This window comes from Rossellomorea sp. NS-SX7, assembly GCF_052828565.1.
Map to the genome: position 1 here is coordinate 3,726,560 of NZ_CM128249.1, position 13,828 is coordinate 3,740,387.

Consider the following 13,828-nt stretch of genomic DNA (forward strand, 5'->3'; position numbering starts at 1 on the left):
CTATTGTGTGTCTTTGTCAGCCTCTTCGATTGTATCAGCATTTATATTTTCCAAAAGTAAAGTGTATAATGCTGCCCGGACTACTAACCTTTCCGTAAACAGAGACCCTGCGTCAAGGAATTTCGTTACCATAGTTGATGTTTCTAAATAGTTTCTATATTCTTCTTCTATTTTTGAAGTTTCTTTATTCTTATGTTTGAAAGAGTAATAATACTGGTAAAAGTTATCCATTTTACTGCGGAGCAATCCCTTAATATATTTCTTCGCATTGAATGTAGGTTCTTTAAATTCTTTCGTATGAGAAAATATTGGGATGTCCATAACACTTTCATCCATCTCTTTAATAAGCGCCATTTGGAAACGACTATTCCTTCTATATTCATAAGGTACATTAAACATATATTCGTATAACTGAGTCGTTCCGAATGGTACAAGAGAATAACTGAACTCATTTCTGAAGTTGACTAATTTGTTATCCATTGAACGGGCGAAAATTTGCCTCAGTTCATCAAAATTGTCTTTTGATACTTTTCCATTTTCGACCTTTATATTATATTTCTTGACAAGTTTATTGAGTTGATCGTACAGATAAGAAGTGTATTTTTCATAATACTCTTTCTTAGTGAATGTATTTTTATTAACCGGAAGAGGCAAGTGATAATCTTTTATTATCTTTTTGAGTGTGATCGAGTTCATAGGAATCTCTTCCAGCCATTCTCTGGCCTTTAGATTCTCCCCGAAATCTCCATTAACAAATAAACCCGGGTAAGGATCCCTGGATTCGTATTCCTTGAAATAATTGGAGTTTGCCCCATAAATTTTATAATGGATACCATATTGTTTCAGCTGTTTTTCTAAATAACGTTTATCAAACTCATAATTATGTTCCCAATTCATAAGGTGCAGATCTCGATCATATTTAGCGGCAAATTGTTTTACGATATTCAAATCTTCTTCTTTAGTGTTTGTAATGTTGGTATTACCAATTCCGTATGCAAGTCTTACTTTACAATCCACGGCATTGAAAGACGAGAAAATAGCCCTTGAGTCAAATCCACCAGTCATATCCAATACGATGTCATTACCAAATGCACTTTTAATCTCACCAAAAACTTCTTTTACCTTATCTTTGTATATAGATACACATTCCTCAAAACTTGAGAAGTCTTGGCTTACCTTCTTATACTGGATTTCTTCTACGATTAATGAATTATTGCTAATCAATATATATTGATAACCCATTAATTTTTTTATTCCTTTAAGGAAGGTTTCTTCCCCCATGATTCCCACTTGAAATACTTCTTCTAAAAATTTCTCTCTTATTACAGTTTGACTTCCAGAAGATTGAGCAAGGTTATAAAAAGCATTGGACACTGACCAACGTCCTGAATCATCTATTTGGTAAAAGACTTCATACACATTGTATTTATCTGTAAATAGATAAAGTTCACTGCCCCATTTTATGCCGATTGCAAATTGCCCTATCACGTGATCCTGTAGAAAAGGTATGCCTTTTTTAAAGTCTTCTAATATGCCTTTTAAAGCAGAGCTGCCTTTGCTGCCTTTGTAGATATAGGTGCCTGTTCCGAATATGAAGTGATCATCATCCATTACGAATACATTTTCGTGTTCGATATTTCTTTTTTTATATACATCTATCGTTGTTTTAGCAATTGTTTTCGTTTGCTTTGAATGAAACCCTGTTTCTTTATTTAGATTTAAATCTATAGATCTTCTTTCTTCATTATTAGAAATAAAAAAGCGACCCATGGTTACCTCCCTGAAAACTCTATTATTCTATCTTAAATTGTTCAATTCATACATACAAGGTGAAGAAATTTACATCGATGTCTATATTATCTAAACAAAATTCGACAACCTAAATTTTATCATACAAACGACCTATTGGATGAAGAAATTACAATTTAAGTCATATCACTCAACAAAAAACTGGTTACACTATTGATCAGTGAACCAGTTATCTAATTTCAAGTTCGGTTTAGTTGAGCTATTCGTTATTAATGTATGAATACTGTATGTTAATGACTTCCTTAATCCGACTATCATAAAGCGATTGATTAAAGTATTGATTAAAGAGCAGCTGTAACACTGCGAAGTCCCCTTCCAAATTGTGATCCCCTTGATTTACTTCAATTAGCACTTCTGGTTCAGAAGGTTCATATTTATTAAAATGATAATTTTTATACTTACTATACTTTAGTAAATCTCCTACTTCTTGATTTTTTCCAAATATTAAATTAAGACGTGACGGAACGCCCATTGCTTTCTCCATTAGATAATTGTATTCATAAAAATTATAGCTTCTTTGCTTAGCATTTAAAGAAAGCGTATTATCTTTGATTATAAAAGTTGAATGTTGAGCAACTATATCTGTTTCTTGAATGCTATGTATAAATCCCTGTTGTTTAAAATAATCCCGATAATATTCAATATAAAAACTTAGATTCAAACTTACAAATAAAACGATAAGAATCGTGTGGACCAGAACGAGATGCTGTTTGTTTATCCTGAAAAATCCAAAAAGGAGTTTCATGCTGTAATATATAGTAAACGCAGCTCCTAATGGGACTAATAACTGCCACCTTCCATGCCACCCTGTATGTTCTGCTAATTTACCTACTGCACTATAAGGATACACTGCCATGTAAAGTGCTAATAAACCGAATAAAAGCAAATAGATATCTTTTTTATAACCATTACTCTTAATCATTCCGCCTATGTTCTTTCTTCGAATAATATAGAAAATCAATACACTTGTGCATAGAGCTGCTACCACCACGACCACATTATTAAAGGACATTCCTATTACATCATAAAATGAATATTTCACAGCCTTAAAAGAAGCACTTATCCCATTGATCAAACGTGAAATGGTAAGGTCATTGTACCCTTCATATAAGCCATAGGGCTGGAATTTTCTTTGTAATGCAAATGCAGCTATCGGCAATAAAATAAAATCTACATATTTTACTGGCAGTAAAATGATTTCGGACAAATTTCCAGGGAACTTCCGATACAAGATATAAATAAGGACTAAACCATAGAAAAAAAGAAATGCATTATGAGAGAAGGACAGGAACAATAGGATTAATGTAAAAACCCTTATCCATTTACTTGGTTTATTAAAGTATGCAGCTAAAAGCATCCATCCAATGAAAAATAACAAGTAAGGAATTGTATACCACCCAATAATCACTAAAATTCTTTCTGTGAAAACAGGGAAAATCAGAAAGATGGATACGATGAAAAATCTTTCGTATTTACCAATTATATCTGAATGATGTTTCAGAATAACATCAAGGCAAATTCCAGTTAAAAAAAATGCAATTAATGAGACCACATGATAATAAAATAAACCAATTTCACTCAGGAAACCAATCAATATGCCTATCCATGGTAGACCAGCCATCCTGTGCCATTCCATAATAGTCTCTTTATCCATTCCAACTACTCCCACATCATCCCAAAATACCCCTTGAGATAACAGGGTGATGCCATATGTAATGAAATAAATAAGGAACAGAATGGATCGATAAGTTAACTTATTCAATAAAACCCACTACTTTCAAATAAAATCATGACTAGTCTTTTTTGTTAAAAACTAAATACTTACTTGCAAAATAATTCATTATTACTACAAATCCATTAGACACTATCTTTGATATATTTTCTTCAAGAATGAAAAACTCTATTAGAACGATCATTAATAGAACATCAATTATATAGGAAGTTATTCGGAAACCAATAAACCTTAAAATTTCATGGTAAATAACATTTAATTCGAATGAACGTGAATGGAATACAAATATTTTATTTGTAAAGTAGGCAAATAATACTGAGATCAGCCAGGCGATTGAGGTAGCTACTATATAATTTTTAACTACTATATCATTGCATACAAAGAAAACTGCAATATTTATGACAGTAGTTAACACTCCCATCACAAGATAGGCAATTGCCTCTTTAATATTTTTCATTTTCTTTTGAATTAGTAGCTTTCTGATTATTGTATTCATTAATAAAATAAAGCGGTCTTTTCTTGGTTTCATTGAAAACTCTTCCCAAATATTCTCCTATAACTCCTAAAGATAATAATTGAATACCGCCAAGGAACAATATGACAGCCATCAAAGAGGGATATCCACTCACCGTCTCCCCATATATAAGTGTCTTTGCGATAATAATAAACATATAAATAAAAGATATAATTGAAATAACGACTCCAATTAATGAAGCTAGTCTTAAAGGGAAAGTGGTGAAGGATGTAATTCCTTCAATTGCTAGATCCGCTAGTCGGAAATAATTCCACTTCGTTTGGCCTGCCGCTCTCGGATCCCTATCAAATGTCAGTTCTTTCTTGTTGTAGCCAATCCAGCTAAACATCCCTTTTGTGTAACGTTGTGATTCCCTCAATTGTTTTAATGCTTCCACACACCTTTTATCAAGCAGACGGAAATCACCGGTGTTCTCTTGTATAGGAATTCTAGTTGTCTTCTTCAGCAGCTTATAAAACCTGGCCGCCGAGTATTTTTTGAACCAGGATTCACCCGATCTGGATTTTCTTTTGGCATAAACATCATCGTATCCTTGTTCCCAATATCTAATCATGTCAGGTATGAGTTCTGGAGGATCCTGCAGATCCGCATCAATGAATATAACCGCATCCCCTTCAGAAAAGTCCAACCCGACAATCATTGCAATCTCTTTACCAAAATTTCTCGAGAGATCTACATACGCCACTCTTCTATCATTTCTTCTTAAATCCTTTAGGATTGAAAGAGTACTATCTTGGCTCCCATCATTAATAAAGAGCAATTCAAAATCATAGTTATCAATCCTGTCAATGACTGTTACAAGCCTTGTATATAACTGTTCCAGAACCTCTTCTTCATTATATGCCGGAACAATGATTGTTACCTTTTTCATTAAACCACCCTACTAGTTTAGTAATAAGAGTAATATTTATTAAACAGATTGTTAATCGAAAATATTTAATAAATTCTTATGTATTGTATCATTCACTTCCTAAAAAAAGTATGTAATCTTTTATTTGCTTCAAAATTCATTTAATCCACTTATCACCAAGGACTATTTTACTAAATAAAATCAAAATATTAATAAAAAATTCAATAAAACACCTAAAATATGTGATAAAATGACAGTATAATCCACCAATCTATGACAAAAAGGAGTAAGGCATGTGAAAAAAACGTTGGTTACTGTAGCAGCCACGGCTGTGTTATCGTCTACCTTTGTTTCTGAAGTCGCGGCAAGTACATATAAGGTTCAATCTGGTGACTCTCTATGGTCCATCGCCCGAAAACACGATACCAGCGTGACCCAATTAAAGTCATTAAATAAGATCCAATCAGACATCATTTATCCTAATCAAGTATTAAAAATAGTAGACTCCCAAGTAAACCTGCCTGCTGAAACTCCAACTCAATCACAAGAGCCATCTGCTGCACCTTCAGCAAAAACCTACACAATTAAAGCAGGGGATACTCTTATCGGGATTGCGAATAAACATTCTATTACATTAGCAGAACTTAATAAATGGAACAGTATTTCGAGTCATATCATCTACCCGGGACAAAAACTAGTAATATCTGCTGCCAGTGAGGGACAAGAAAACAGTAACTCTTCAGAAATACCAGTTACGTCACCTGTTCCACCGTCTTCTGAAACGCCAGAAAATACTGCTTCTTCTTACAAAGTTAAACCAGGAGATACACTTACTCATATAAGTATTAAAACAGGAATTTCTGTGGCTGAGATTAAGAAGCTTAATGGTTTATCCACTGACATGATATATGCAGGACAAGGATTAATGCTTACGAAGTCACCACAAAAAGAAACTCCAGCAGTTAATGACGAAGCCTCCTCTCCTAATTCTTATACTGAAACTCTACTTAATGAAGCAAAGTCACTTCTAGGAACTCCTTATGTATGGGGCGGATCTGCATTGGGAGGATTTGACTGCAGCGGATTTATCTATTACGTCTATAACAAAGCCGGCAAAAACATTAATCGTTTGTCCAGCGGCGGTTATTACAATCGTTCTTTCTACGTAAATAAGCCTTCTGTCGGGGATCTTGTCTTTTTCGAGAACACTTACAAAAAAGGAATTTCTCATCTTGGAATTTATGTAGGAAATGATAAATTCATCCACGCTGGAGATAACGGGGTCGAAATTACGAGTTTGAATCATTCATATTGGAAATCTAAATTTGATGGGTTTAAACGTTTCTACTAGTTTCAGTTTAGAGGCTGGGACAAAAGGATATTAATCAATCAAAACCGAACAAACGTGAAGCTTTAATTAGAAGTTCACATTTGTTCGGTTATTTATTTTCTATGAGATTATTTCAGTTATCCCCTTGTCATTCATTTCACTAGATCATTTACCGTGCCACTTTGCCACAAGTCAACAAAGTGACCTACATAAGCAAATCGGTGAAAGGGGAAAACAAAGTAATCGGAACAGGAAAAGCAGACACAGCAAAGGAGAGCGCAGGAAATGTAGGAATGTCCGATATGTGACTGTACTACAATAAAAAATAAGGCAGGTACTCGCGTGAAAAGAGTACCTGCCTTATTAAATCAGTGCACTTAGTTCCTTTATTCTGTTTTGTATGAATTGAATGTGTTTTAAATCCTGTTGAAGATCAAATACCACGATCGCTTTTTCCATGTAACGGACGGCATCCTCAGGTTTATTCAACAGCTCCAAATTATAGCCTGTTTGGTAGTGCAGCTCTCCCAGAAGAAAGACACTATCTTTATGAAGACACCATTTTATTGCGTCTTCACAGTACTTATTTGATTCCTCTATTCTGTTTAAACGCGTCAGTACTCTTGCTATATTATAATATAGTCGCGTTTTAATCGTGTAATCATTCAGGTGGGGAAGAAGTTGCAGATGTCCTTTGATCTCTTCAAATACTTCAAGAGCCTTGTTTATGTCCTCTTTGAAATAGATGGTTCCCAGTGCTAACAGGATTTCCAGTTCTCTCTCCAACATGATTTTACCTTTATAATGAGTCAGGTTAATCGCCTCTTTGAGGGTTTCAACCGATTTACTTAAATTTCTTTCTACCTCGTACAAATAGATGCCCTTGTGCCAAAGTAGCAGCTGTAGATTTTTATTATTCTGTAAGAACAATGGATTATCCAATTCAGCTTTAACGATATCCATCATCTCTTCATATTTCACACTTCTGCGGAGTATCTGGAGCTGCTGGAACACTTCCTGGACATAATCAAGCCGTGGAGTCGTCCCTATATCAAAGAAGTAGTTAACATCGACCCCAAGCTTCTGCGAAATCTGATACAATGTAGATGCATAGGGAAAAACATCACCTTTTTCAATTTTACTGATCTGTGCTTGGGTACATATCCCATGTGCAAGCTCTTCCTGAGAAAGACCGCTCGTTTTTCTCAACTCTTTTATCTTCTTTCCCACTGCCGTAAAATCCATAAAACCCTCTCCTAAATATGCCTAGAGTTATATTTTTCGAAGAAATCAAATGAATTGGCTATTAATAGTCACAAAAATTAGGTATTTTGACATCATAACCGGAATGTACAAATATTAAATATGTGTTTTAATTATTATAACAGATATATCTTTAATATTATCGAATATTCACTTGAACATGAAAGGGAGGAAAGTCCTATGAAAAGACGTTTTCTTACAATTCTGACCGCTTCAGTTTTACTTCTTGGTGTGGCAGGCTTTAGTAATAGTTCTGTGGATACAGCAAGTGTACAAATACAAAAAGCTGAACTACCTACAAACGTATATTAAGTTTATTTTAAAGCTTCCTGCATTCAGGAAGCTTTTTTCATTAATAAAATTCACCCTTAAAAAATATGCCTATAATTATGTTATACAAGAAAAGAAAACGTTTTATCAACCAATTGTGATTTTTTTGCCTATAAATCATGAATAAGCCAAAATACACTGGAATTTGTAACGTGGTAGGATAAAAGTACAATAACAGAAAGGGGGCTTCATGATGAAAGAACTCAACATGAAAGTAAATCCTCTATATTCCGAGGTAGATTTGTCGATCCAGTTCCATTTCGAATTTGTTCAAGGTGAAAGCAAGGTCGGGGAAGCGATGGTTTCAACGTACTCCATGCAGGACGATTCGGAAATATCTCGTAACACCAAGGGCATCAGCTACACAAAGACTTCAAAATGCGCGGTGATTGACCGATTTGAAGTCATGAACGATACTGAAAACATATGTATGGTTAAGCTCAATCATTTCCTGCAGGTGATCGGGATGAAAGAAGTTCACTCAGGTTACGATTTATATCGTGAAGCATAATTGGAAGGCCCGCCCTCCGTCGCGTTAAAGCGATGAGGGCGGGCCTTCACTTATTTGATGAGTGTGTTGATGATAAGCAGGCTTGCGATCCGGCTGGTCATGTCCCGGATGTCGAGCGTAGGGTCGATTTCCACGATGTCCATGGTTTGAACTTTCGGGTGCTGGATGGCTGTTTTGACCGCTTCTGCGAGAGTGTCCGGGTCCATGCCGCCGGGTCCAATTGCCGGGCAGCCCGGGGCGTATGCCTGGTCAAGGACGTCCATGTCGACGGATAGGTAGATGGTATCGACTTTATTGTCCAGTTGGTTCAGGGCTGATTGGATCAGTTCTGTAATCGGGCGTTGTCTGACGTCCTTCATCGTGTGGACGGTCACGCCGTTTTCGATGGCATAGTCGTGATAGGCTTTCGCATTTGCATAGTTTCGGATGCCGATTTGGATCAGATGCTCTCCTTTTAAATGCCCCTCTTCTATTAATCTTCTAAACGGTGTTCCATTGGTCGGCCCCCCGTCTTCCGTGTTTCTCAGGTCATGGTGGGCGTCGAGCTGGATGATGCCTACGGTACCCTTGTTTTCTTTGATAGCTTTCACGGTTGAGGTGGTGATGGAGTGATCACCGCCAAGTATGATGGTTAGCGGTGCCGCTTGTGCTCCTGTGGTTTCTTTTGTTGATTGGTAGATTCGCTGATGGCACTCTTCCATGGATGTAGGGTGCATCGTGATATCACCGAAATCGATGATTTTTTGATTGCTGATGTCCGTTTCTTCTTCGATATTGTACGTCGTTAAGGAGTTCAGGCATCTTCTGATCGCGTCAGGTGCAAAGCTTGCTCCCGAGTGGGAGATGGACGGCTTTGAAAGGGGGGCGCCAATGATGGCGATGTCCCCTTTTGATCCGCCTGTGTATGGTGTCAGCAGCTCGGCTGCTTTCGTCGTGTAGCGGTCCTTGAACTGCGCTTTCCCCGCCGGCTTAATGTGTTGAAATGTGCTCATGAAGCTTCTCCTTGCGATAGATGATGCGTCCGTTTTTAATGACGGTGTTGGTGTGATTCACGCCGTAATGGTACGGGACGTAATGATAGTTTGGCGCATCCCAAAGCACGATGTCGGCTTTGCGTCCTTTTACGAGCCTGCCGGCTTGATCCCCTCTGTTGATGGCAAATGCTGAGTTGACCGTGACCGCGTTCCATATTTCTTCCGGCGTCATTTTGAGCTGCAGCGATGCCAGGTTCATGATGAACTGCAGGTTCTCTGTTGGCGAGCTTCCCGGGTTGAAATCGGTTGACAAAGCGACTGCCGCTCCTGCTTCGAGCATGCCCCGCGCATTGGCGAACTTTCCTTTGTTCAGGTAGAAGGATGTGCCTGGAAGGAGGACAGCGATGGTGTCTGTTTCTCCTAAAGCCTGGATCCCTTTTTCGGATGCTCCTACTAAATGGTCTCCGCTTGTCGCCCCGATTTCGGTTGCCATTTCCGTTCCGCCGAGCGGATCGATTTCGTCGGCGTGAATTTTGACGGAGAAGCCTTTATCTTTTGCTGCTTTTAAGAACTGGCGTGACTGGTCGACTGTGAAGACTCCTGTTTCGCAGAAGATGTCGACGAATTCTGCGAGGTTTTCTTTTTCGATGTCTGCAAGCATGTCGAGCATTCCTTGTAAGAATTCATCGGATCGTTCTTTGAATTCTGGTGGGATTGCGTGTGCTCCCAAGAATGTCGATACTAAGTCGGCAGCATGTTCTTCATTTAATTTTTTGGTTACTCTGAGCTGCTTAAGTTCCGTGTCTTTATCTAAACCGTAGCCGCTTTTCGCTTCAACTGTAGTGACCCCGTAAGAAATCATTCTATCTAGATGGAAACGGGCTTTTTTTAGCAGTTCTTCTTCAGATGCTTCACGGGTCGCTCCTACTGTAGAGAGGATCCCCCCGCCTCGCTTAAGGATTTCTAAGTATGGTACACCCTGCTGCTTCAGTGCCATTTCATGTTCGCGGGAGCCTCCGAATACTAGGTGTGTGTGCGGGTCTACAAGACCTGGCGTCACGAGTTTCCCTTCGGCGTCGATTCGCTCGGTTGCTTTATGGGATTGGGCTTCTTCATGGGTGCCTATCCAATCAATCAGTCCATCCTTGATTCCGATCGCTGCTTCTGTGAGGACCGGCAGCTCACTCATTTGTTTCCCTTTGAGAGGTCCGTCCCCATGATCCATCGTGAGCAGCTGTCCTATATTTTCGATGATTGTGTCGAATTGTTTTGTCATCCCTTATTCTCCTCCTTTTTTCATTGGGATTTGAATGTTGTGTTTTTCAGCTGTTTTTTCTGCGATATCGTAGCCTGCGTCCGCATGGCGAATGACACCCATTCCAGGGTCGGTAGTCAGAACTCGTTGGAGTCTTTCTTGAGCCAGGTCAGTACCGTCCGCTACGACAACCATTCCAGCGTGCAGGGAGTAGCCCATTCCAACTCCGCCTCCATGGTGGAAGGAAATCCATGAGCCGCCTGCAGCTGTGTTAATCAGTGCGTTCAAGATTGCCCAATCCCCTACTGCGTCACTGCCATCCTTCATGCTTTCCGTTTCGCGGTTCGGCGAAGCAACTGATCCACAGTCCAAGTGGTCACGTCCAATAACGATTGGAGCTTTCAGTTCGCCTTTTCGCACTAACTCGTTGATTGCAAGACCCATCTTCACACGCTCTCCGTAGCCCAGCCAGCAGATACGTGAAGGCAGTCCCTGGAACGATACCTGCTCCTGCGCCATGTCGATCCATCTGTTCAGCGCTTCGTTTTCAGGGAACAGCTCTTTGATCAAGCGGTCTGTTCTGTAAATGTCCTCAGGATCGCCCGAAAGTGCTGCCCATCTGAACGGACCTTTCCCTTCGCAGAACAACGGACGGATGTAGGCAGGAACGAATCCAGGGAAGTCGAAGGCATTTTCGACTCCTTCATCTTTCGCAACCTGGCGGATGTTATTGCCGTAGTCGAATACGATCGAACCTCTATTTTGGAATTCAAGCATTGCTTCCACATGTTTGGCCATGCTTTTTTGTGACAGCTCGGTGTATTGGGCTGGATTTTCTTTTCTTAGACGTGCCGCTTCTTGTAGTGTATATCCTTCAGGAACATAACCGTTTAATGGATCGTGAGCTGACGTTTGGTCGGTCACGATTTCGATTTTCACGCCTCTTTTTAAAAGTTCGTGGTGAACTTCCGCTGCGTTTCCTAATAGCGCTATGGACAGAGCTTTCCCCTGGTCTCTTGCTTCGTAAGCCATGGCGACTGCTTCTTCTAATGAATCTGTCTTCACATCACAGTATTTTGTATCGAGGCGTTTCTGGATACGCTCTTCATCGACGTCGACTGCAATGACAACCCCTCCGTTCATTGTTACGGCTAACGGCTGCGCGCCACCCATTCCGCCAAGGCCGGCTGTCAGGGTGATGGTACCTTTTAGTGAGTTGTTGAAGTGCTTCTTGGCTAATGCAGCAAACGTTTCGTATGTCCCTTGAAGGATTCCCTGTGTTCCGATGTATATCCAGCTTCCAGCCGTCATCTGTCCGTACATCATGAGGCCTTTTTGATCAAGCTCGTGGAAATGCTCCCAATTTGCCCACTTCGGTACAAGTACTGAGTTAGAAAGAAGAACCCTTGGAGCCGCTTTATGGGTCTTGAATACGCCGACCGGCTTTCCGGATTGGACAAGCATCGTTTCATCGTTTTCAAGGTTTCTTAGTGTGTTGACGATCGCATCGAACGATTCCCAGTTACGAGCCGCTTTTCCGATTCCGCCGTAGACGACAAGCTCTTCCGGGATTTCAGCCACTTCAGGGTCAAGGTTGTTGTACAGCATGCGGAGTACCGCTTCCTGCTCCCATCCCTTACACTCGATTTCCGTTCCTTTTTTTACATTGACGATACGTTTGTTTGCATTAACCATTTGTCGTTTCCTCCTTTGTTTTGGTAATGGATTTTAATTGGAATTGTTTCAGCCAGCTTGCTGCTTTTTCTATGTCTTTTGAGAAAATGCGGTCCTTTGTAATGGAAGGAACGATTTTTCTAGCTTCTTTATAAAACTTGCGTGTCGTGCTTGCAAGCAGATCCGTACCTCGGTGCTCGACTGCCTGCAGGTTGCAGATCAATTCGACCGCCAAGACCCTTCTTGTGTTCTGTAAAATTTGATATGCATGCCGTGAACCGATTGTTCCCATGCTCACGTGGTCTTCCTGGTTTGCGGAAGATGGAATCGAATCGACGCTTGCAGGGTGGGCAAGTGTTTTATTTTCTGAAACAAGTGATGCCGCGCAGTATTGCATGATCATCGCCCCCGATTGTAATCCCGGCTGCGGACTCAGGAATGCCGGCAGATCGTTCAACTGCGGGTTGACGAGCCGTTCGATCCTGCGTTCCGAAGTGTTAGCCAGTTCCGCTACGGCGATCTTCATGAAGTCCATTGCGAAGGCGATCGGTTGGCCATGGAAGTTACCGCCTGATATGACCTTTTCCCCGTTTTCGAAGATCAGCGGGTTGTCCGTTGCTGCATTCATTTCGATTTCGAGTTTTTCTTTTACATAATCGAGTGCCTGCCAGGAGGCTCCGTGGACTTGCGGGATACATCGCAGGGAGTAGGCATCCTGTACGCGGATGTCCCCTTGTTTCGTCGTGAGCTTGCTGTCACGTAAGTATTCCCTCATTCGTTGTGCCGTTGCCACTTGCTGAGGGTAGCCTCTTACTAAATGTATATCTTCGTCAAACGCATCCATGATTCCTTGCAGGCCTTCCATTGTAAGACTGGCAATCATCTCGCTTTGGAATGCGAGCTCTTCCGCTTCAAGGTATCCCACGACTCCCATCGCCGTCATGGCCTGGGTACCGTTGATGAGGGCCAGCCCCTCTTTTGCCTGAAGCTGGACCGGGAAGATGTTTTCTTTTGAAAGTACCGGCAGGGTTTGATGGATTTCGCCTTTAAAGTGGACCTCTCCTTCGCCCATGAGAGCCAGTGCCAGATGGGAAAGAGGCGCGAGGTCTCCGCTTGCCCCGAGGGATCCCTGCTGCGGGATCACCGGGTGGATTTCTTTGTTCAGGAACTCTACCAATCTTTCAACGATGACCGGTCTAACGCCGGAGTAGCCTTTTAATAGTGCATTCGCTCTTAGTAACAGCATCGCCCTCGAAACCATTTCAGGGAAGGGGTCGCCTACACCGCAAGCATGAGAGTGGATCAGGTTGAGCTGAAGCTCCTCCACATCATCTGAATCGATCAGCACATCACTGAACTTCCCAAAGCCCGTCGTGATCCCATACACCACACGCTTCTCCTTCACGATCTTTTCAACCGCTTCCCTGCTCTTCTTCACCCGCTCCATACTCTCCGGAGAAATGATGACCTCTTCCCCTTCATAAATGATCTTTCTCGCATCCTCTAAACTCAGTGAACCCCCTGTTAACACAACCATCTATTATCACCTCAATTAATTTATTTTC

General features: G+C 40.6%; 12 protein-coding genes. 3 read left to right on the forward strand and 9 right to left on the reverse strand.

Annotated elements, in window-relative coordinates; translation table 11 throughout:
* From ACUXV2_RS18415 to ACUXV2_RS18430, 4 genes are all read right to left on the reverse strand, one after another.
* Nucleotides 1–1,770 (reverse strand): hypothetical protein, encoded by a 1,770-nt coding sequence (locus tag ACUXV2_RS18415; protein WP_446244600.1) that lies wholly within the window; start codon nucleotides 1,768–1,770, stop codon nucleotides 1–3.
* Nucleotides 1,771–2,008: 238 nt separating this feature from the next.
* Nucleotides 2,009–3,463, reverse strand: coding sequence for a hypothetical protein (locus tag ACUXV2_RS18420; RefSeq protein WP_446244601.1), 1,455 nt, complete (start codon nucleotides 3,461–3,463; stop codon nucleotides 2,009–2,011).
* A 139-nt stretch (nucleotides 3,464–3,602) separates the two neighbouring features.
* On the reverse strand, nucleotides 3,603–4,070 hold the full coding sequence (locus ACUXV2_RS18425; RefSeq protein WP_446244602.1) for a GtrA family protein: 468 nt from the start codon (nucleotides 4,068–4,070) through the stop codon (nucleotides 3,603–3,605).
* On the reverse strand, nucleotides 3,985–4,947 hold the full coding sequence (locus ACUXV2_RS18430) for a glycosyltransferase family 2 protein (protein ID WP_446244603.1): 963 nt from the start codon (nucleotides 4,945–4,947) through the stop codon (nucleotides 3,985–3,987). Before ACUXV2_RS18430 ends, ACUXV2_RS18425 begins: the two co-directional genes overlap by 86 nt.
* Nucleotides 4,948–5,221: 274 nt before the next feature.
* Between ACUXV2_RS18430 and ACUXV2_RS18435 the strand changes: the two genes are divergently transcribed.
* Nucleotides 5,222–6,277 (forward strand): LysM peptidoglycan-binding domain-containing protein, encoded by a 1,056-nt coding sequence (locus ACUXV2_RS18435; protein WP_446244604.1) that lies wholly within the window; start codon nucleotides 5,222–5,224, stop codon nucleotides 6,275–6,277.
* Between the two features lie 342 nt (nucleotides 6,278–6,619).
* Here ACUXV2_RS18435 and ACUXV2_RS18440 read toward each other — a convergent pair whose 3' ends face one another.
* A complete protein-coding gene (locus ACUXV2_RS18440; RefSeq protein WP_446244605.1) occupies nucleotides 6,620–7,501 on the reverse strand; it encodes a helix-turn-helix domain-containing protein in 882 nt (293 codons plus the stop codon).
* Between the two features lie 198 nt (nucleotides 7,502–7,699).
* Between ACUXV2_RS18440 and ACUXV2_RS18445 the strand changes: the two genes are divergently transcribed.
* Nucleotides 7,700–7,831 carry a hypothetical protein gene (locus ACUXV2_RS18445; RefSeq protein WP_446244606.1) on the forward strand — a complete coding sequence of 44 codons (132 nt, stop codon included), beginning with the start codon at nucleotides 7,700–7,702 and terminating at the stop codon, nucleotides 7,829–7,831.
* A gap of 211 nt (nucleotides 7,832–8,042) precedes the next feature.
* Nucleotides 8,043–8,360: a hypothetical protein gene (locus tag ACUXV2_RS18450; protein WP_446244607.1), complete on the forward strand. Its 318-nt coding sequence runs from the start codon at nucleotides 8,043–8,045 to the stop codon at nucleotides 8,358–8,360.
* 50 nt (nucleotides 8,361–8,410) lie between these two features.
* Here the strand turns inward: ACUXV2_RS18450 and hutG are convergent, their stop codons facing one another.
* Genes hutG through hutH form a run of 4 tightly spaced genes read right to left on the reverse strand, consistent with a single transcriptional unit; the run spans nucleotide 8,411 to nucleotide 13,800 of the window.
* Nucleotides 8,411–9,352, reverse strand: a complete 942-nt coding sequence (gene hutG / locus ACUXV2_RS18455) for a formimidoylglutamase (RefSeq protein ID WP_446244608.1) — start codon at nucleotides 9,350–9,352, stop codon at nucleotides 8,411–8,413.
* Nucleotides 9,330–10,610, reverse strand: coding sequence for an imidazolonepropionase (gene hutI / locus ACUXV2_RS18460; protein ID WP_446244609.1), 1,281 nt, complete (start codon nucleotides 10,608–10,610; stop codon nucleotides 9,330–9,332). Before hutI ends, hutG begins: the two co-directional genes overlap by 23 nt.
* A gap of 3 nt (nucleotides 10,611–10,613) precedes the next feature.
* Complete coding sequence (hutU, locus tag ACUXV2_RS18465; protein WP_446244610.1) at nucleotides 10,614–12,284, reverse strand: urocanate hydratase; 1,671 nt, start codon at nucleotides 12,282–12,284, stop codon at nucleotides 10,614–10,616.
* Nucleotides 12,277–13,800: a histidine ammonia-lyase gene (gene hutH, locus ACUXV2_RS18470; RefSeq protein ID WP_446244611.1), complete on the reverse strand. Its 1,524-nt coding sequence runs from the start codon at nucleotides 13,798–13,800 to the stop codon at nucleotides 12,277–12,279. The genes hutU and hutH overlap by 8 nt, the downstream gene beginning before the upstream one ends.
* Nucleotides 13,801–13,828 lie beyond the last annotated feature (28 nt).

Excerpts from the sequence above, each read along its gene's own strand:
- ACUXV2_RS18415 (WP_446244600.1), bottom strand. The coding sequence starts at position 1,770 with ATGGGTCGCTTTTTTATTTCTAATAATGAAGAAAGAAGATCTATAGAT.
- ACUXV2_RS18420 (WP_446244601.1), bottom strand. The coding sequence starts at position 3,463 with ATGGATAAAGAGACTATTATGGAATGGCACAGGATGGCTGGTCTACCA.
- ACUXV2_RS18425 (WP_446244602.1), bottom strand. The coding sequence starts at position 4,070 with ATGAAACCAAGAAAAGACCGCTTTATTTTATTAATGAATACAATAATC.
- ACUXV2_RS18430 (WP_446244603.1), bottom strand. The coding sequence starts at position 4,947 with ATGAAAAAGGTAACAATCATTGTTCCGGCATATAATGAAGAAGAGGTT.
- ACUXV2_RS18440 (WP_446244605.1), bottom strand. The coding sequence starts at position 7,501 with ATGGATTTTACGGCAGTGGGAAAGAAGATAAAAGAGTTGAGAAAAACG.
- ACUXV2_RS18445 (WP_446244606.1), top strand. The coding sequence starts at position 7,700 with ATGAAAAGACGTTTTCTTACAATTCTGACCGCTTCAGTTTTACTTCTT.
- ACUXV2_RS18450 (WP_446244607.1), top strand. The coding sequence starts at position 8,043 with ATGAAAGAACTCAACATGAAAGTAAATCCTCTATATTCCGAGGTAGAT.
- hutG (WP_446244608.1), bottom strand. The coding sequence starts at position 9,352 with ATGAGCACATTTCAACACATTAAGCCGGCGGGGAAAGCGCAGTTCAAG.
- hutI (WP_446244609.1), bottom strand. The coding sequence starts at position 10,610 with ATGACAAAACAATTCGACACAATCATCGAAAATATAGGACAGCTGCTC.
- hutU (WP_446244610.1), bottom strand. The coding sequence starts at position 12,284 with ATGGTTAATGCAAACAAACGTATCGTCAATGTAAAAAAAGGAACGGAA.
- hutH (WP_446244611.1), bottom strand. The coding sequence starts at position 13,800 with ATGGTTGTGTTAACAGGGGGTTCACTGAGTTTAGAGGATGCGAGAAAG.